Annotated in this window: 16 protein-coding genes; 12 read left to right on the top strand and 4 right to left on the bottom strand. The window is 42.0% G+C overall.

Annotation, left to right across the window (positions count from 1 at the left end; translation table 11 throughout):
• Position 1: 1 nt before the first annotated feature.
• On the bottom strand, positions 2-943 hold the full coding sequence (locus tag BSG1_RS07555) for an MBL fold metallo-hydrolase (RefSeq protein ID WP_044022568.1): 942 nt from the start codon (positions 941-943) through the stop codon (positions 2-4).
• Between the two features lie 297 nt (positions 944-1,240).
• On the opposite strand from BSG1_RS07555, the gene BSG1_RS07550 reads away from it, so the two are divergent.
• The 3 genes from BSG1_RS07550 to BSG1_RS07540 all read left to right on the top strand — a co-directional run bounded on the left by BSG1_RS07550 (position 1,241) and on the right by BSG1_RS07540 (position 4,195).
• Complete coding sequence (locus BSG1_RS07550) at positions 1,241-1,498, top strand: YkuJ family protein (RefSeq protein WP_006836370.1); 258 nt, start codon at positions 1,241-1,243, stop codon at positions 1,496-1,498.
• Positions 1,499-2,193: 695 nt separating this feature from the next.
• Complete coding sequence (cbpB, locus tag BSG1_RS07545; protein ID WP_006836369.1) at positions 2,194-2,634, top strand: cyclic-di-AMP-binding protein CbpB; 441 nt, start codon at positions 2,194-2,196, stop codon at positions 2,632-2,634.
• 61 nt (positions 2,635-2,695) lie between these two features.
• On the top strand, positions 2,696-4,195 hold the full coding sequence (locus BSG1_RS07540; protein ID WP_006836368.1) for an MDR family MFS transporter: 1,500 nt from the start codon (positions 2,696-2,698) through the stop codon (positions 4,193-4,195).
• 41 nt (positions 4,196-4,236) lie between these two features.
• Here the strand turns inward: BSG1_RS07540 and BSG1_RS07535 are convergent, their stop codons facing one another.
• Entirely contained in the window at positions 4,237-4,968 is a 732-nt protein-coding gene (locus tag BSG1_RS07535; RefSeq protein WP_006836367.1) for a sulfite exporter TauE/SafE family protein, read from the bottom strand.
• A 903-nt stretch (positions 4,969-5,871) separates the two neighbouring features.
• Here BSG1_RS07535 and BSG1_RS07530 point away from each other — a divergent pair.
• The 3 genes from BSG1_RS07530 to BSG1_RS07520 all read left to right on the top strand — a co-directional run bounded on the left by BSG1_RS07530 (position 5,872) and on the right by BSG1_RS07520 (position 8,786).
• Positions 5,872-6,762, top strand: a complete 891-nt coding sequence (locus BSG1_RS07530; RefSeq protein ID WP_006836366.1) for a LysR family transcriptional regulator — start codon at positions 5,872-5,874, stop codon at positions 6,760-6,762.
• 84 nt (positions 6,763-6,846) lie between these two features.
• Complete coding sequence (gene dapD, locus BSG1_RS07525) at positions 6,847-7,557, top strand: 2,3,4,5-tetrahydropyridine-2,6-dicarboxylate N-acetyltransferase (RefSeq protein ID WP_006836365.1); 711 nt, start codon at positions 6,847-6,849, stop codon at positions 7,555-7,557.
• 107 nt (positions 7,558-7,664) lie between these two features.
• Entirely contained in the window at positions 7,665-8,786 is a 1,122-nt protein-coding gene (locus BSG1_RS07520) for an N-acetyldiaminopimelate deacetylase (RefSeq protein WP_006836364.1), read from the top strand.
• A gap of 258 nt (positions 8,787-9,044) precedes the next feature.
• Here BSG1_RS07520 and BSG1_RS07515 read toward each other — a convergent pair whose 3' ends face one another.
• A complete protein-coding gene (locus tag BSG1_RS07515; RefSeq protein WP_006836363.1) occupies positions 9,045-9,911 on the bottom strand; it encodes a mechanosensitive ion channel family protein in 867 nt (288 codons plus the stop codon).
• A gap of 381 nt (positions 9,912-10,292) precedes the next feature.
• Between BSG1_RS07515 and BSG1_RS07510 the strand changes: the two genes are divergently transcribed.
• The 6 genes from BSG1_RS07510 to BSG1_RS07485 all read left to right on the top strand — a co-directional run bounded on the left by BSG1_RS07510 (position 10,293) and on the right by BSG1_RS07485 (position 18,583).
• A complete protein-coding gene (locus BSG1_RS07510) occupies positions 10,293-10,835 on the top strand; it encodes a peroxiredoxin (RefSeq protein ID WP_006836362.1) in 543 nt (180 codons plus the stop codon).
• Between the two features lie 301 nt (positions 10,836-11,136).
• Entirely contained in the window at positions 11,137-12,891 is a 1,755-nt protein-coding gene (locus tag BSG1_RS07505; RefSeq protein ID WP_006836360.1) for an ABC transporter ATP-binding protein, read from the top strand.
• 5 nt (positions 12,892-12,896) lie between these two features.
• A complete protein-coding gene (locus tag BSG1_RS07500) occupies positions 12,897-14,723 on the top strand; it encodes an ABC transporter ATP-binding protein (protein ID WP_006836359.1) in 1,827 nt (608 codons plus the stop codon).
• A 722-nt stretch (positions 14,724-15,445) separates the two neighbouring features.
• Entirely contained in the window at positions 15,446-16,786 is a 1,341-nt protein-coding gene (locus BSG1_RS07495) for a cytochrome ubiquinol oxidase subunit I (RefSeq protein ID WP_006836358.1), read from the top strand.
• A gap of 58 nt (positions 16,787-16,844) precedes the next feature.
• The gene (locus tag BSG1_RS07490) at positions 16,845-17,858 is read left to right on the top strand and encodes a cytochrome d ubiquinol oxidase subunit II (RefSeq protein ID WP_006836357.1); all 1,014 of its coding nucleotides are present in this window, start codon (positions 16,845-16,847) and stop codon (positions 17,856-17,858) included.
• Positions 17,859-17,923: 65 nt separating this feature from the next.
• Complete coding sequence (locus BSG1_RS07485) at positions 17,924-18,583, top strand: potassium channel family protein (protein ID WP_006836356.1); 660 nt, start codon at positions 17,924-17,926, stop codon at positions 18,581-18,583.
• A 93-nt stretch (positions 18,584-18,676) separates the two neighbouring features.
• Here BSG1_RS07485 and rnjA read toward each other — a convergent pair.
• Positions 18,677-20,327 (bottom strand): ribonuclease J1 (gene rnjA, locus BSG1_RS07480; protein ID WP_006836355.1); only part of this gene is annotated, 1,651 nt, incomplete at its 5' end.

The raw sequence follows: 20,327 nt of genomic DNA, 5'->3' as shown, positions 1-20,327 counted from the left end.
TTTACACTCCCTTTTTTACACTTTTCTTCAGATAGTCGATTAGCCCCATCGCTGAAACCTTCATATCCAAATCTAACAGACGCAGGAAATCTTTGTTGTGCTGCAGCTTTTCATTTGAACCAAGCACCTCTTTTTTCAATGCATCTGTTAAAGCGGTGAGAGGGTTTTCAGAATTTGCGCTGCAGATTTCGACAGCAGTTTCCACAAATATTTTTAACCAATTCATGACTTCTGTCAAAGCTTTTTCAGGTTCTTCAGATATTCCAAAGTGTCCGAAGTATATTTTTTCCAAGGACAACTTTTCATAAAGTTCAAGTGATTGCTTCATTTCATCAGGATTAAACTGGTTTGGCGAAGTTGAAGGCAAGTAAAGGGACTCATCCTTCAGAAGATATTTATAATTGATTCCGGCGGTATCGCCGGAGAAAATACCACGCGATTTGTTGTCGTAAATACTGAAGTGATGACGTGAATGGCCTGGAGTATCATAAAAAGTCAACGTGCAATCAGAGCTTATTTGCAGTTCATCATTATGTCTTTTAATGAAGACCCTTTCAGCCGGAACGGGAACGATAGGGTGGAACAACCGATCGAAGTCCTCACCATATACCTGTCTCGCTCCGGCTTCGAGCCGTTCAGGGTTGATGAGATGCCGTGCCCCTTTTTCGTGTACGATTACAGACGCATTCGGACATTTTTCTAAAAATAAACCGACCCCTCCTGAATGATCAAGGTGTATGTGGGTGACGATAATATTTTTGACCTGTTCCAACGAAATATTCAATTGTTGTAGTCCTCTGATAAGGTGTGGTATTGATGGACTGGCGGAAGTTTCCACGATGGTGATATCATCTTCTTTAATAACATAAGCACCCGTCCTGAAATGTTCATTCAAATCGAGCAAATCAATGATAGAGATCCTGTCTTCACGATTGATAATCATTTTCTTGTCTCCTTTACCTGTAAGGTCGGATATGAGCACACATTGTTGGATGCGTATCACTTTAAGTTAAATACCCAACTTTAATTATAGACAAATACAAATAAAAATCAAAAAATTCTGTTTTTTACTTGAGAAGTGAAAGTGGTGGTGTTATGTTAAAAGGTGTGATAGAGTTGTATGTGTTTTTAGTTAGGATTCCTTCCAGATAGATACTGATTATGCCATCTTCTGAAAGGATAGAAAAAGTGATAATGCAAAAGATAAGAAAGAATGAAGTGATGAAAGGAGAGACGGTCAATGTCTCAGCTTCTGGGAATCATTCAGCGTTTAAAATCATTGCAGGATGGTACAGATACAGGTGAAACTCAACAGCGCTTTTTTGAAGTAAATGGTAAAAAACTATGTCAGGTAAAGTATTTTTCTAATACAGATACATTTGAATTAGAAGTGTACACTGATGATAAGAAAGCCAACAAATATCCATTCGATGATATCGATATCACGGCTATTGAAATCTTTGAACTGCTTCAAGAAGAAAAAGAAAATTCTCAGTAATATATCCTTGTGGACAAGTACTGTGAATGAAAGAAAGTGATCACTGCGAGGTGATTGCTTTCTTTTTTTTAGGCTCTTTTCTTAAACTTTGTTGATCTTTAATATGAATTTTGAAAAATATAGAGATCATTCACGCGAAATATCCTAGTATGCCAGGAAGAAGAGAGCTACTTTCCCTGTTAAAACTAGTAATAAGGGGAAAAATCCGGCACTAGGGATTTTCCGAAAGCAACAATCTAAGCCTTTTTTCATGGGGATATTCTAGATCCCAGGGCCAGGCAACATACACTGGAATTAATAAAAACGGCTTAGGACTATGAAAATAAATAGGAATAAGTGTCTCAATAACGCCTGTATAGATTCCCTTAATCTTACGGACATTATTACTTGAGGTGTTGTTATGATTAAAAATACAAATCCTAAAATAGTTTGTCCGGAATGCCGGCAGGAAAAAGATATTGAACTCGTCCTCACGGCGCTATCAAACCAAAATGTAATGTATGACTGCCCTTTTTGTGGATATCACCAAAAAAATATCATCACAAAAAAAGGGTAAGCGGTTTCCTCACCCCCACCATTTCGGCAAAAGTATGTTACAATAAAAGTCGGCTTTCATTAAGTAATCCGTCGCATGATTTCCGTACTTGATAGTCATGTGAAGCCGGCTTTTTATCTTCGAGAGTGAGGGGTTAAAAATGTTTTCATTATACAGCAAGGATTTTTTAGAAGCGAATATTGCCGACTTTATCATTCCGTCTGAAAAGGTAGCGCATGTACAAAAGACAAATACATTGGAACACGCTCTGCTCGTTTTAACCAAAAGCGGTTATTCCTCCATTCCTGTGCTCGACCCTCAATTTCGCCTGCAAGGATTAATCAGCTCAAGCTTAATAACTGATTCAATCCTGGGTCTTGAGCATATTGAATTTGATAAACTGGATCAAAAAAAGGTTGAGGAAGTCATGGAAGTGGATTTTCCAACAATTTCTCTTCAAACCCAGTTCAAAAAAGCATTGGAGCTCTTGATTGATCGTCCGTTTTTATGTGTGGTGGACGATGAAGGTTTTTTTGAGGGTATTATGACAAGAAGAGTGATACTTAAACAGCTCAACCGTAATTTACATAACGAAGCATAAATTCTTGAGCTCCCTTATTGGGGGCTTTAATATTGAGTATAGAAACCATCGGGAGAGGGGAATGGAAATGAATTCTGATGGGGGGTTAATCGGACAGGCTCCGAAAAGAACCAAGAGGCCATTTGTTTTGGCTGCAGTCATGCTTGCTATGTTTATGGGGGCAATTGAGGCGACCATCGTCTCAACGGCCATGCCCGCCATAGTTGGGGACCTCGGCGGGTTTTCTTTATACAGTTGGGTGTTTTCTGCTTACCTGCTGATGAATGCTGTTACCGTTTTGATTTATGGGAAGCTCTCGGATTTATTTGGAAGAAAACCGATCATCACCTTTGGAATAATCTTATTCATGACGGGCTCCATCCTTTGCGGCTTTTCGCAGTCGATGGAGCAATTGATTGCTTTCAGGCTTATCCAAGGGGTCGGCGCAGGTGCTGTCCTGCCGATCGCCACTACCATTGTCGGTGATATTTATACAAGAGAAGAAAGGGCGAAGATACAGGGGTACCTGTCTTCCGTCTGGGGAATATCAGCAATAAGCGGACCTGCTATTGGCGGCCTTCTTGTTGAATATGTCAGCTGGCATTATGTTTTTTGGGTCAATGTGCCTCTTGGAGTATTGTCGATTGTCGCCCTGTGGCTGTTTCTTCATGAGAATGTTAAAAAAGAAAAGCATAATATCGATTATCTAGGGGCCGTATTACTGACAATATCCATTTCCTCGCTGATGTTTATCTTAGTGGAGGGCGGTGTGCACATCCCTTGGAGCTCACCAGCGGCTCTTGGGTTACTGGCTGCTGCTGCTTTATTTTTTTTATTGTTTGTCTTTCAAGAGAAGAGAGCTTCCGAGCCCATGATGCCATTCGGAATATGGAAGGAGCGCTCTATCTTTATTGCGAATATTGTCTCCCTGACGACCGGTGTGATGCTGATTGGTATATCAAGCTTCCTGCCAGCTTTTGTACAGGGCGTCATGGAGCGGAGTCCAACAGTGGCTGGCTTCACACTGACAACCATGTCGATCGGGTGGCCGATTGCCGCTACGGTTGCTGGTAGGCTGCTGCTGAAAATTGGGTATTATAGGACATCGCTGGCAGGCGGGATATCACTGATTGTCGGCAGTACCTTTTTTGTCACCATGGGCGCTGATTCAGGTCCTGTGTGGGCTGCTATTGGCTCTTTTTTTATCGGTGCAGGGATGGGATTGACCTCAACCTCATTTATTGTATCGATCCAGAGTACGGTTGAATGGAAGCAAAGGGGAATTGCCACGGCTGCTAATATGTTTATGAGAAGTATTGGAAGTACACTTGGAGCCGCATTGCTTGGAGGAATCCTTAACAGCTCCATCAAACAGTATTTGGAGAATAAAGATAACACCAAGGCTGATATCGATGTAGTCAATATGCTTTTGGATGAAGAAAAAAGAATGGCACTAAGTACGCCCTTGAGAGAAACCTTACAGTCGGGGCTCACCTTTTCACTTCATTGGGTGTATATAGGCGTCTTGTTCTTTGCTCTGGTAAGCTTGGCACTCATTTTGTTTTTGCCTCGCAATACCTGAAAGTAGTCTCCCCTCTCACTGGGGAGACTTTTTTGGCTCTTCTATGAAAACAGGGAATGTATAATTTGGATTATGAGAATAAGGGTCATGCCATTTAGAAACAACTTTGCTGTTTTTAACGGAACTTTGTCGGCGAATCTTACCGCGGTTTGAGCCCCGATTATACTTCCCAAGCAAAACGCAAGGCCGGCCTGCCAAATGAAATGACCGTTGAATAGGTATGCCAAAAATGCGGCTGAACAAGAAACGAAGGTTTGAAACCTTGTGAAGGCAATGGATTTGAGGTAAGACACCCCTTTATATAGAAAGGTATGCATCAACATCGTGGCCTGGCCAGGCCCAAACATACCGTCATAGAAACCGATGGCTGTTAAAAAGGGGCCAATCCCTTTAAGGGGCGCATCGTTGCTGTTGTCTGCTGCTGCAGGCTTCTTTAAGAAACTGATGGAAAATGCTGAAATCAATAAAAAGACAGCAATGACTTCCATGACTTTCTGTGAAAGCAATCCGGCAGTGAGCCCGCCTGCCATTCCGCCGCCAAAAGCAAACGGCAGGATGGATAAGGCTTCTTTCCATTTTATTTCTTTTTTATTTAACAGATAAGCAAAACTCGAAAATGAACTGAGTGTATTGGAAAACTTACTGGTAGCTATGGCTGAGTGGACAGGAAGCCCGGCCAACAACATTACGGGCATCCCTATCAATCCCCCGCTCCCGGCAACTGTACCTATTAAAGCAGTAAAAAAACCGGTCACCAATAGTATAAAAAACATGTTATTCACCTCTCTTGAAATACGCCTTTCAGCAACTCTACTTTGACGGGTCGATTCTCTCTTTTTAGGATTCGACCACCTTAAAGCACCACTTTGAAGGGACCGATTCTCTTTTTTGGGGATTCGACCACCTCGAAGCAGCACTTAGACGGGCCGATTCTCTCTTTTTGGGATTCGACCACCTCGAAGCACCACTTTGAAGGGACCGATTCTCTTTTTTGGGGATTCGACCACCTCGAAGCAGCACTTAGACGGGGCAGATTCTCTCTTTCTGGGATTCGACCACCTCGAAGCAGCACTTAGACGGGGCCGATTCTCTCTTTTTGGGATTCGACCACCTCGAAGCAGCACTTTGACGGGACCGATTCTCTTTTTTTGGGATTCGACCACCTCGAAGCAGCACTTAGACGGGGCCGATTCTCTCTTTTGGGGATTCGACCACCGCGAAGCAGCACTTTGACGGGACCGATTCTCTTTTTTTGGGATTCGACCACCTCGAAGCAGCACTTAGACGGGGCAGATTCTCTCTTTTTGGGATTCGACCACCTCGAAGCACAAGTTTTCGGTCTTTAGAACATATTAGGATCAGTGGGACGTTCGTTCCAGCTCATAGTTTCTTGGGGGGCGATATTCACAAGAGAAGCAGGAGAGATCGCCTGTTCACTTCTCGGCTGAGTGTTGTGCTTAGTTCATCGTAATTCATAAAACTGTACTTCGCTAAACGGCTTCGTTTGCTTTTTTCGCTATCCCCTTAGAGTCACCCATATGGGCTTATCAAAAGTAACAAGTTTACTTAAAAGGGAACCTTCACTTGTAGTCTATTCTTTTAAAGGTCATAATGAAATTACATAAAAATTAATATATAATATAAGAAAAACTTATTGAAAGGGTGTGAAAACTGTCATGGCTTTCTCCGAATATCAATTGATGTCTGTACTTGCACAGGAAATGAATATGAGAAAGGCGGCAGAAAGACTGTTCGTTTCCCAGCCTGCATTATCCCAAAGATTGCAAAACATTGAAAAAGAGTGGGGAACAAAGCTGTTTTTAAGGTCTCAGAAAGGCCTGTCGCTTACTCCAGCCGGGGAGCTTGTTGTAAAGCTTTCACAAGAAATGCTACAGAAAGAAGAGAAAGTGAAGGAAGAAATTCAGGCCCTGCAATCGCAGGTACATGGTACTTTGAAGATTGCCTGTGCTTCCATTGTAGGCCAAAACTGGCTGCCTCAAGTGTTAAAGAAGTTTGTAGATACTTATCCTCATGCAAAAATTTCATTGATTACAGGATGGAGCAGTGAAATTCTTGAAGCACTGTATGAAGACGAGGTCCATATAGGTATTATAAGGGGGACGGCAGATTGGAAAGGACCTAAGTACCACCTCTTTACCGATAGGCTCTATCTGGTGGACAGAGAGATTCAGAAAGTGGAGGAAGTACTGAAAACAGATCGCCCATTCATTCAGTTCAAAAGTGATTCTAACTATTACCAGGAAATCCAGGACTGGTGGCACCGGCAGTTTCAGTCTGTACCCAAAAGGACCATTGTTGTGGACCAGATTGAGACGTGTAAACAGATGACCTTTAATGGTATTGGCTATGCAATACTTCCTGCTATTACTTTAAATGGAGCAGAGGAAAACTTGTATAAGATTCCTTTAATGGATGAAAAGAAAGGCTCAATTCACAGGGATACATGGCTATTGGGCTATGATTCGGCGTTTCAGCTGAAACAGGTAAAAGCATTTGTAGAAATAGTAGAGGAATTTATAGAAGAAAATAGTAATTCAATTTTGTAGCGAATTCTTGTCTTTTGTCCTTTAATTTGTTAAAGTGAATACTAGATTTCTGAATATATACATATTTTCAAGGGGGTTTTACGCATGAAACAAATGGATGCAAATGAGATCATCTCATTTATTCAAAATAGTACGAAGTCTACACCGGTTAAGGTTTATGTGAAAGGAAATCTTTCAGGTATCAACTTTGGGGAAAATGCCAAAAGTTTTATCAATGGTGAAACAGGCGTTGTATTTGGTGAGTGGGCTGAGATTTCTCAAGCGCTTGAAACCAATAGAGACAATATCGAGGATTATGTTGTGGAAAATGACCGCCGTAACTCAGCCATCCCACTGCTTGATATGAAGGGCATCAAAGCTCGTATTGAGCCGGGCGCGATTATCCGTGATCAGGTTGAAATTGGCGATAATGCTGTCATCATGATGGGTGCTTCCATTAATATCGGTTCTGTCATCGGCGAAGGAACCATGATTGATATGAATGTTGTCCTCGGAGGACGCGCTACTGTCGGCAAAAACTGCCACATCGGAGCAGGTTCTGTCCTTGCAGGTGTTATTGAACCGCCTTCTGCAAAACCTGTTGTGGTTGAAGACGATGTGGTTGTAGGAGCCAACGCTGTCATTCTTGAAGGTGTAACAGTCGGAAAAGGTGCTGTCGTTGCAGCAGGAGCCATTGTAGTCGAAGATGTGCCTCCATACACTGTAGTAGCAGGAACTCCGGCGAAAGTCATTAAAGAAATTGATGAAAAAACGAAGTCTAAAACCGAAATCAAACAAGAGTTGAGACAACTGTAAGATTTACCTCACGCAAAAGTGAAGTGAATTCAAAAGGACTGAAGGCCCAATCGGCATCAGTCCTTTTCATATAGGTTAATTAAAGATAATGGAAAGGAGTAAGAATCATGTCAGTAAAGAGTCCATTTGTAGAAATCAGAAGAGAACTGCATAAAATTCCTGAACTGGGATTTCAAGAAAATAAAACTCAAAACTACCTGCTCTCTTATATAAATTCTCTTCCGCAAGATAGGCTTGAAGTGAGGAAATGGAAAACAGGCTTGTTTGTCAGGATTAATGGTGAAAATCCCCAAAAGATTATTGGTTATCGAACAGACATTGACGGTTTACCGATCGAGGAAAATACCGGCCTCCCATTCCGCTCGGAACACGAAGGCAGAATGCATGCATGTGGCCATGATTTCCATATGAGTATTGCTTTAGGGGTTCTCACACACTATGTTCACAATCCCATTAATGATGACCTTCTATTTATTTTTCAACCAGCCGAAGAAGGTCCCGGCGGGGCAAAACCGATGCTCGAAAGTGAGATCATGAAAAAATGGAAGCCAGACTTTATCATGGGGCTTCATGTTGCCCCGGAATATGAGGTAGGAACAATCGCGTTGAAAGAGGGTTTGTTGTTTGCCAATACTTCTGAACTATTTATCGATTTAAAAGGTAAAGGCGGACATGCAGCCTACCCTCACAACACAAAGGATATGGTGGTGGCAGCCTCTATGCTTGTCACACAATTGCAGACGGTTGTGTCCAGAAACATCAACCCTTTGGATAGTGCTGTGGTAACAGTCGGTAAGATAACAGGAGGAACTGTCCAGAATATCATCGCAGAAACAGCAAGGCTTGAAGGGACGATCCGAACATTGTCGACTGAGTCAATGGTGAGTGTGAAAGAAAGAATCGAGGCACTTGTAAAAGGAATTGAAATAGGCTTTGATTGTGAGGCTGTAATTGATTATGGCAGTATGTACCGCCAGGTTTATAACGAGAAAGAAGCGACCAACAGGTTCATAGATTATCTTAAAGAAAAACAGGATGTAAACTTGGTCATTTGTGATGAAGCAATGACGGGTGAAGACTTCGGATACATGCTTGAAGAAATCCCCGGTTTCATGTTCTGGCTCGGTGTTGATTCCCAATATGGACTGCATCATGCCATGCTGAACCCTGACGAAGAGGCCATCGATTTTGCAATCGCTACCGTAACGGAATATATCAAGACTTTATAAAAATTGGGTGGAGAGATCCTGTTGGAAGTTGAAAAGGAATTATCCAGGAGGTACCTCTGTTCCAAGTACGAGAACTCCTGTGAGGCTTGATGCCGGAACCAGCCTTCTCGCTGGGCTAAATCCGCAGCAGGTCAGGAACCATTCCATGTCTAATTATCTCTATATTATTAGCGATAGCAGCTTCTAAATTAGGATCGTTATTATCGTATCTAAAATGCTAAAAAAACAGCGCTCGGAGAATCCGGGCGCTGTTTTGTATTACTGTTCTTTCTTTTCGATATAAACCTGGTGAGGATAAGGGATTTCAATGCCGTTCTGATCAAGAGCTTCTTTAAGTGCTTTGCGAAGCTTGCGTTCCACTCCCCACTGTTCCATGTTCTTTGTTTTTCCAATTACCCGGATGACAACATCGGAAGCACCGAGTGACTGAACACCGATTACGTTAGGCCCATCTACGATATTCTCGTCTTCCGCTGCAACTTTGTCGCAAACTTGCTGAAGCACGGAAATTGCTTTATCAATATCATCATCATAAGATATGCCGATATCGACAAGAGCTCTCATGTTTCCTCTGGAGTGATTGCTCAAACTTGTAATCTCCCGGTTAGGAACAAAATTCAATGTACCATCGAAACTGCGGATTTGTGTAGTCCTCAATCCGACCGCTTCAACAATCCCGGAGAAACTGCCCGTTGTCACATAATCACCGACATCGACCTGCTTTTCCAGTAAAATGAAGAACCCGGTTACGACATCGCTGACAAGGCCTTGAGCCCCGAATCCAACCGCTAATCCGATGATCCCGGCACCAGCTAGGATAGCAGTGACCTCAATACCGAATATCTGCAGTATTGTAACGAAGAAAATGAAAATCAGCACATAGGCGAATATGTTTTTCGCCAGGCTTTCCAATGTTTGAGCTCTTCCTTCAGAAATATTGTTCCGTTCTCCATATTTGCTGAAAGCACGCTCGAGAACCTTATTCCCAAAACCTTTTACTATTAAAAAGGCGATGTAAATGGCAATGATCTGCAGAGCAGCAATGCCAATAGTAACTAACAGGCCTGTCCAGTCAAAATCATAGATTCTTTCAGTAACTACATTTAAACCTAAAATATAGTCCATTATAGTCATCCTTTCTATTTATTGATGTATGTACATGCAAAAATGACCTTCTAAGTATATACATAATTACAATAGTGTTGTCAAAGAACTGAGTGTTTTATACAGCCTCTCTTATATGATAAGTTTTTAGAAATACGGTCACAATTATTCTCGTCCGAAAGTGATATATAAACAGGTGCTCCCTTTTTATTGGCATAATATCTTCCAGGAAGGGATTGAGCTAGACAGTCTATAGATAGTCATTTCTTTGTTACAGATTCGTTATTACTTGAAATTGACGTAAGAATAATGACTCTGTTATATTACAACTGTTGTAAAATGTAATGATTGGGAAAGAATCCATCTCATTCTCATTTGAAAAATCTATGGAGGAATTCATTCATGGCAGAACGCATGGTAGGTAAACAAGCTCCCCGTTTCAAAATGGACGCAGTATTGCCAAACAAAGAATTTGGTAAAGTAAGTCTAGAAGAAAATATGAAAAATGATAAATGGACAGTGTTATTCTTTTATCCAATGGACTTCTCATTCTTATGCCCGACCGAAATCACAGCGATGTCGGACCGTTATGATGAATTCGAAGACCTTGATGCCGAAGTTATCGGTGTTTCTACTGATACGATACATACACACTTAGCTTGGATTAACACGGACCGGAAAGAAAATGGAGTAGGCGATTTAAGGTATGCGCTGGCTGCGGACACTAACCATATGGTTTCTCGTGAGTACGGTGTTCTGATTGAAGAAGAAGGTGTCGCGCTTCGCGGCTTATACATTATTAGCCCAGAAGGGGAACTTCAATATCAAACGGTCTTTCATAACAATATAGGCCGGGATGTCGAAGAGACTCTCCGTGTGCTACAGGCTTTGCAAACCGGCGGACTTTGCCCGGCTAACTGGAAACCTGGTCAAGGAACCCTATAAAACAGCAAGATAGGGCTTGACTTTTTAGACAGTCGGTCTCGCTAGAACTGAAGATGGTTGAAAAGCGGGGAGACTTATAAGAAGAAAATCGTAAATGTGCGACATGTTTATGAGTTATGGATCGGTCAAAAGGCCGACCTTTTTTTTTATGGCAAAAAGTAAAATAGATAACACGTTATCGAAATTGTGGAAGGATTCTTAAAAAAGTGAAAAATTCAGTTAAAAAGGTGGAAATATATTTCGAAAGCCGATATATTTAATAGTACGTGAATTTTTTGCATCAAAGAGAGGGGGATGAAAAATGGAGACATTTAAAAAATTAAAACAATTCTATTGGCCTTACAAGAAGTTCTTTTTTACATCAATAATATTTTTAATTGCAGTGACACTCATTACGGTGGTTTATCCGATCATTCTGCAGTTGACGATTGATGAGGTTATTTTGAAGAGTAAGTTTGGATGGGTGCCTTATCTTGCTTTTGGCTTCATTTTTATTATGGCCCTTAAAGGGGTTGCAACTTATATACACCAATATAACGGAGACATGTTTGGTATTACGAGTGTATACAGGCTTAGAAATGAACTGTATGAGAAGCTACAGTACCTTCCTTTCCGTTACTATGACAATGCTAAAACTGGTGACTTGATGTCAAGGCTTACAGCCGATGTGGAGGCTTTCCGCTTTTTCCTTTCATTTGGTATCTCCGAGTTAATCCGGTTTGTCCTGTTGGTTACGGTTAGCTTTGGAGTCATGTTCTATTATTCTCCATCTTTAACATTTGTTACCTTGGCAACATTGCCATTCCTTGCTGTAGCGGTTTATAAATTTGATAAAGCGGTACATCCTGCTTTCAGGGGAATCAGAAAATCATTCGGGAAATTGAACACAAATGTACAGGAGAATATCAGTGGAATAAATACTGTTAAATCATTGTCCAGAGAAGAATATCAAATTGATAAGTTCAATTCATCCAATGGAGATTATAAGGAGAAGTACTTACTGACATCTGATGTGTGGGCAAAGTATTTCCCGTTAATGGAGCTTCTCGGAAATGTAAGTGTAGTCCTTCTGCTTTCCTATGGCGGATTCCTCGTCATGGATAACAGTTTAGAGCCGGGGGAGCTCGTTGCCTTCTACAGCTTGCTTTGGTATATTATCTGGCCAATCATGAATCTTGGATTCACCATCAACCAGTTTTCTCAATCAAAAGCATCAGGCGAAAGGTTATTAGAGATTCTGGAAGCAGATGAGGATATTCAAGATAAAGAAAATGCCATCAAGGCAGACAGGTTAAAAGGGGAAGTTGAGTTCAAGAATGTCAGCCTAAGATACACAAAGGATGACGAAGAGGCACTTGAAGGCATCTCATTTAAAGCCCAACCAGGAAAAGTCATCGGTCTTATAGGCGGTACAGGTTCGGGTAAGACCAGTATCACAAGTCTGTTGACCCGATTCTATGAACCTACAGAAGGAGAAGTGCTTGTAGACGGAAAACCAGTTGAAGATTATGCGATCAAATCATTAAGGAAGAATATCGGCTTTGTTCTTCAGGAGTCCTTTTTATTTTCTTCTACAATCAAGACAAACATTTCCTATGGTCGTCCTGAAGCGACAATGGATGAAATCATCGATGCTGCGAAGAGAGCCCAAGCCCACGACTTTATTGAAGAGTTGGAGGATGGATACGAAACAAAGCTCGGTGAGAGGGGACTTGGGCTATCAGGCGGACAGAAACAGCGGATTGCCATCGCCCGTGCCATTTGTACGGATCCAAGCATCCTGATCCTTGATGATGCTACCAGTGCCGTGGATATGGAAACAGAATTCAAAATTCAAAAAGGCTTTAAAGAAGTAATGGCTGACCGCACAACTTTCATCATTGCCCACCGTATTTCATCTTTAAAGCATGCAGATGAGATCCTTGTACTTGAAAATGGGAAAATTGTTGAGCGCGGTGTCCATGATTTCCTTATCACCAATAACGGACCATATCAACGGATATATGATATTCAATATAAAGACCAGAAGAAAATCCTTCAATCACAGCAAGGGTAGGTGAGATGATGAAAAACAAGGAAAAAGTGAATCCAAATATCTTAAAACGGTTTTATTATTCAACCGACCAGGTAATCGATAAACCATTTAACTGGGAACAGCTTTGGAGACTGCTCGGCTATTTAAAGCCTTATTCAAAGAGTCTTCTGCCGCTGTCGGTTATCATGGTACTACTTACAACCGGTGTACGATTGGTGATACCGATATTGATCGGTGTTTATACGCTTGATAAAGCAATTATTGAAAGAGACACCAGCATGCTGACCACATTGATTATTACCATCGCAGGTTTGTATATTCTGAGTTACATAGCCAACGTACTCAGGATCAGGTGGATGAATATGCTTGGGCAGGGAGTCATATATGATCTCCGAAAGCATTTGTTCTCTCATGTACAATGGCTGTCTCACAGGTTTTTTGACCAGCGTTCGGCTGGTTCCATCCTTGTGCGGATCATGAATGACATCAACTCCTTGCAGGAGCTCTTTACAAACGGAGTCATCAACTTGCTTATGGATATGATTCTTTTAATCGGAATCATCGTCATCCTGTTCACACTGAGCCCGCCGTTGACACTTGCGGTGCTCGTCATCCTGCCGATCATGTTTTTCATCTCGACGAGCCTGAGGAAGAAGATCAGGAGATCCTGGCAGATGGTGCGTTTGAAACAATCCAAACTGAATTCCCATTTGAATGAAAGCATCCAGGGAATCCGTGTAACGCAATCTTTCACACAGGAAAAAGAAAACATGGCTTTCTTTGATGGAGTCAATACAGAAAGCTTTGACAGCTGGAGAAATGCAACCAGGAAGAGTGCGATGTTCAGGCCGCTTGTAGAGGTGACGAATGCAGTGGGAACGGCAGTCTTGATCTGGTTTGGTGCCACTTTGATTCAGGGTGATTCCATCACTCTTGGTGAATTCGTATCATTTGCATTCTATCTCGGGATGTTCTGGGAACCAATTTCCCGATTGGGAATGGTGTATAATCAGTTGTTAGTAGGTATGGCTTCATCGGAGAGGATTTTTGAATTCCTTGATGAACAGCCGAATGTCGATGAAAAGTCTAATGCCAAACAGCTTAAAGATATCAAGGGGCATATCGAATTTAAAAATGTGGATTTTGCTTATGACAGCAAACGAAAAGCTTTGAATAATATTTCACTTGAAATGAAGGCAGGCGAAACTGTTGCGCTGGTCGGACATACGGGCTCTGGTAAAACGACTATAGCCAATCTTGTCAGCCGATTTTATGATCCTACCGGCGGCAAGGTCCTGATTGACGGCCATGACTTAAAAGACGTCTCTTTATCCAGTCTCAGAAGCCAAATCAGTATTGTCCTGCAGGATACATTCATTTTCTCGGGAACAATCAGGCAAAATATCCTCTTCGGACGTCCGGACGCATCACCTGAAGATGTAGAGCAGGCAGCCAAGGCAGTAGGTGCCCATGATTTCATTATAAGGCTACCGAAAGGCTATGATACGGAAGTCGAAGAACGAGGAAACATACTATCTGTAGGGGAACGTCAACTTATTTCCTTTACGAGGGCCTTACTGGCTGATCCAAGAATTATCATTCTCGATGAGGCGACAGCTTCCATAGATACGGAAACAGAAATGAAGATTCAGGAAGCCCTTAGAACTCTTCTAAAAGGACGAACGGCGATCATGATAGCCCACAGACTTTCTACGATTCGTGAAGCAGACAATATTTTCGTGCTTGACCATGGGGAAATCATCGAACAAGGAAACCATGATGAATTGATGGATCAGCAGGGAGAATATTATCACCTGGTGAAAGCACAGTTTAAGATGCTTGAAGTTATATAGTGATCAGAACCGCTCTTTTTAAAAGGGCGGTTTTGTTTGTGTGTTAGATATTTTTGCTGTTGCCTGTTTGGTGTATCATCGTCGGTGCGGTCTCGAAGTGAAGTAGTAAAAGAGAGTTGAAAAGTGCATCATTGTTGGTGCCGCCTCGAAATGATGTGGGAAAAAAGAGATTATTGGTATATCATGGTCGGTACGACGTCGAAATGATGTAGGAAAAGAGAATTGATTGGTGCATCATTGTAGGTGCTGTCTCGAAATGATGTAGGAAAAGAGAGTTGATTAGTACATCATCGTCGGTACGGCCTCGAAATGATGTGGGAAAAGAGAGTTGATTGGTGCATCATTGTTGGTACTAGCTCAAAATGATGTGCGAAAAAAAGAGATTGGTACATCATGGTCGGTGCCGCCTCGAAATGCTGTGTGAAAAGAGAGTGGATTGGTTCACCATTGTTGGTGCGGACTCCAAATGATGTACCAAAAAAACGGATTAGACACCTACTAGGAATGTTGTCCTAATAATATCCCTCGCAAGCTGATTATGAGAGGAATGTCACATTATAATTTTAAGCTTCAAAATAATAGAACGAAGATCCAAAAGAGGAAAAACGGTATTAATTCTATACCGCTTTAAAATGCTCAATACTTCACAAACTCATCCAAAGGTTTTATAATGATGAAAAAGTGATACTTATAAGTATAGTAGATTGATAGGGGGGATATATATGGAGCTGGATAGTGTCATGTTGAGCAGGATGCTCACATCAGTGACCTTGGCATTTCATATAATTTTTGCGACCATCGGTGTGGGGATACCTGTAATGATTTCCATTGCCGAATTCATTGGAATAAAGAGAAACGACGGACATTACATATTATTGGCCAGGAGATGGGCCAGGGGATTCACCATTACGGTTGCAGTCGGAGTGGTCACTGGGACCGCTATAGGCTTGCAGTTATCGCTTCTGTGGCCGTCTTTTATGCAAGTAGCGGGACAGGTGATCGCCCTGCCGTTATTCATGGAGACTTTCGCCTTCTTTTTTGAAGCAATTTTCTTAGGTATATATTTATACACTTGGGATCGCTTCAAGAACAGGATGGTCCACTGGTTATTGACAATACCAATCATGATTGGGTCTTCGGCTTCTGCCTTGTTTATCACAATGGTCAATGCATTTATGAATACTCCTCAGGGGTTTGAGCTGTCCGGAGGGAAAGCAGTTAATATCGACCCGATAGCAGCCATGTTCAATCCTGCAACCCCAACCAAAGTATTTCATGTATTGACATCAGCTTATTTAACATCTGCACTGGTCCTGGCAGCCATTACGGCCTTCTTTATTTTGAAGAACAAAGGGAGTGCCTACCATAGGAAAGCGCTGCGTTTGACTATGGTCTGCGGATTAATTTTTTCTGTGGGTACAGCAGTTGCGGGAGATGTATCTGCGAAGTTCCTGGCTGAGTATCAGCCTGAAAAACTGGCAGCTGCAGAATGGCATTTTGAAACAGAAAGCAATGCTGATTTGATTCTCTTTGGAACTTTAGATGAAAACAATGAAATTCATAACGAAATCAGGATTCCCGGCTTTCTGAGTTTCCTAGCTGGAAATTCTTTTGATACCGAAGTGATCGGCCTTGAAGAATTTCCCGAAGATGAACTGCCTCCATTGTTTGTGCATTATTTATTCGATTCCATGGTTTCAATCGGCATGTTCACACTGTTTATCACATCGCTGTTTGTTCTCTTCTGGAAGTGGAAGAAGCGGAATGAATGGAATAAACCTCTTTTATGGGGAATCGTCGCCAGCGGACCGTTATCCATGCTCGCCATTGAATTTGGCTGGATATACGCTGAGGTAGGAAGGCAGCCGTGGATCCTTCGAGGGTATATGAAGGTTGCAGAAGCTGCGACAAAAGCGGATGGAGTAGGGCTGACCTTCGTGCTCTTTGTGATATTGTATATCATCCTGGCCATATTCTGTGTAACGGTTTTAATTAAGATGTTTAAAAATAAACCGCCGGAAATTGAATATGAGCAGAGATTTGCAGACGGGAAATTTCAATAGATTTCCTGATGAAAATGAAATTCGCTGAGAAGACAAGGCTTGAACAGGAGGGAGACAGGTGAGTTTAGAGGTATTAGGGATTACCGTTCTTTGGATATTTCTTTACGGTTACCTGATTGTTGCTTCTATTGATTTTGGTGCAGGTTTCTTTGCCTTCTATGCCAAGGTCACCAATAAGAAGCATACAGTCAATGATTTAATCAGCAGATATTTATCTCCTGTATGGGAGGTAACGAATGTATTCTTTGTATTTTTCTTTGTGGGACTTGTAGGATTTTTCCCGGATACAGCCTATTATTATGGGACTGCACTGCTGCTGCCCGGCAGTATAGCACTGATCTTGCTGGCCATCAGGGGAGCCTTTTATGCGTTTGGCAATTATGGTTCAAAAGATAATATATTTTTCCTGTTCCTTTACGGTGCTACAGGATTGTTGATACCAGCTTCCTTGTCTACAGCACTGACGATTTCCGAAGGAGGGTTTCTTAAGGAAACGGAGGATAAAGTCGTTTTTTTAGCGGAAGAGCTTTTTACGAGTCTCTATTCCTGGGGTGTTGTTGTCCTGGCAATCGTTTCCGTACTATTCATATCCGCATCCTTCTTGACGTATTATGCAGACAGGGCGAACGATTCGGACGCAAGGGAAATCGTAAGGAAATTTGCACTGTTTTGGAGTCCGCCAACGATCTTGGCCAGCCTCCTTGTATTTATCGGGTTGAGGCAGCATAATCCTGAACATTTTCAGAAGGCACTGGACATTTGGTGGATGTTCGGTTTGTCGCTGCTGTTTTTCCTGATCGCTTCCTGGCTTATTTACAAGCGAAAGAAATTTGGCACGGCATTCATCATGGTAATGCTGCAATTCTTTTTTGCCTTTTTTGGATACGGTGCATCTCATCTGCCGTATATACTGAAACCTTTCATTACAATTGAAAGCAGTGTCACCAGCCCGGTTATGGGCACAGCACTCGTGGTTGTTTTTATTGCCGGCCTGCTTCTGCTCATCCCGTCGTTGATACTGCTAATGCGACTTTTCCTATTTGATGCGGATTATGTAAAAGGGAATAAATAATCTAATATTCGCAAATTTGTGCTAAAATGAGTTCATAAGTATTCTCTTATGGTGGGGGAGTTTTAGTGAAAAAAGAGTTTGTTGTTATAGGCTTGGGACGTTTCGGGGGAAGCATTGTCCGTTCCCTTGCAGAACAGGATTTAGAAGTAATGGCTATAGATAAAGAAGAAGATAAGGTAAACCAGTTTGCGTCGATTGCCTCTCATGCTGTTGTGGCGGATACAACGGATGAATCGGTACTGAAGAGTCTGGGTATACGGAATTTCGACCATGTGATCGTCGCGATTGGGGATGATATACAGTCAAGTATCCTTACGACGCTCATGCTGAAAGAAATCGGTGTGAGCAATATTACGGTAAAAGCACAGAATGATTATCATGAGAAAGTCCTAAGAAAGATAGGGGCCAATCATGTTGTCCATCCTGAGAGGGACATGGGCAGGAGAATTGCTCATAATATCGTTTCAAATAACGTGCTTGATTACCTCGAGCTTTCCGATGAGCACTCCATTGTGGAGATTAAGGCCAATGAAAGTATAAATGGCAACTCGTTAATTGATCTTGATATTCGTGCTAAATACGGTATCAATATCGTTGCCATCAAACGTGGAAAAGACATTTTAGTCTCACCTCAGGCAGATGAACAGATACGAACAGGTGATATCCTGATTGTAATCGGGGCAGATTCTGATATCACACGCTTTGAGAAAAAAGTAATGCCTTAATTGGTTGCTTATCGCCAGCAGAAGCCTTGAATGGCTTTGCATCATCATAAAAAAAGCAGGCTGATTTTAAAATCAGCCTGCTTTTTTGTTTTATCATACTTCCATAATAATCGGTAAGATCATAGGGCGGCGCTTAGTTTTTTCATAAAGGAATGGAGCTAATGTGTCAGTGATCTCATTTTTGATTTCTGACCATTGGCTTGTCCTGCGCTCAAGAAGTTTGCTTAAATGCTTACTGATGATGGTCTGTGCTTCGTTGATCAAATCACCAGATTCTCTCATGTAGACAAACCCTCTGGAAATGATGTCCGGGCCTGAAGCGATTTTGAAGTCGCTCATATTGATGCTTACGACAACGATGACCAAACCTTCTTCTGAAAGGATTCTTCTGTCGCGAAGAACGATGTTTCCAATATCTCCGATTCCGCTTCCGTCGATATAGACTGAACCGGATGGGATTTTGCCGGCTACTTGAGCCGTATCGTTTCCAAGAGCCAGAACTTCACCATTATCCATGATAAAGCAGTTTTCCGGCTCCACTCCGCAGTCTACTGCGAGCTGAGTATGCATCTTCTGCATCCTGAATTCTCCGTGGATCGGCATGAAGTATTTAGGCTTGATGAGTCTCAACATCAATTTCTGCTCTTCCTGGCTTCCGTGACCGGAAGTATGGATATCGTTCAATGATCCATGAATGACATCCGCACCTGCACGATACAACATATTGATCGTACGGTTTACACTGATCGTATTTCCAGGAATTGGGGAAGATGAGAAGATGACTGTATCTCCCGGATGGATCTGGATTTGTCTGTGTGTGCCGTTTGCAATTCTGGACAGTGCAGCCATCGGTTCTCCCTGGCTTCCTGTACACAAGATAGTCACTTCATTGGCTGGCAGACGATTGATCTGCCCGTGGTCGATGAAAGTGCCTTTAGGAGCTTGGATATATCCCAAGTCCTGACCGATCGCAATGTTGTTTTCCATGCTTCGGCCAAATACAGCAACTTTCCGGCCATGCATCACAGCTGCTTCAATTACTTGCTGTAAGCGGTAGATATTTGATGCGAAGGTAGCAAATATGACCCTTCCTTCAACCTTGCGGAAAATATCATTAATGCTTTCACCGACTTTACGTTCAGACATTGTAAAGTTCGGAACCTCACTGTTCGTACTGTCAGAAAGAAGACATAGAACTCCCTCTTTTCCGATTTCAGCCATTTTAGTCAAGTTCGCAGGTTCTCCTACAGGAGTAAAATCGAATTTAAAGTCTCCTGTATGCACTACATTTCCTGGTGGTGTTTTTACAACCACACCATATGAATCCGGGATGCTGTGTGTAGTCCTGAAAAAGCTTACTGCAGTTTTTCTGAACTTGATTACATCATCTTCTTGAATGATGTTCAATTTAGCCGTTCTAAGCAATCCATGCTCTTCAAGCTTATTTTTCAATAAACCGATAGCCAGCTTTCCGCCATAAATAGGGATATTGATTTCTCTTAAAAGGTAGGGAATCCCGCCGATGTGATCTTCATGACCATGAGTGATGAAAAGGCCTTTGATTTTATCTGCGTTTTTCACCAGGTACGTATAATCCGGAATGACATAATCGATTCCTAATAGCTCATCTTCTGGAAATTTAATTCCAGCATCAATTAAAATAATTTCGTCCTGAAATTGTACACCGTAAGTATTTTTGCCGATTTCGCCCAAACCGCCAAGCGCGAAAACTGCTGTCTGATCG

Origin of the sequence: Bacillus sp. SG-1 (assembly GCF_000181495.1) — a bacterium.
Classification (GTDB): Bacteria; Bacillota; Bacilli; order Bacillales; family Bacillaceae_B; genus Rossellomorea.
Note: the sequence above shows the minus strand (reverse complement) of the source record. Positions and strands in the feature narration are given on the sequence as shown.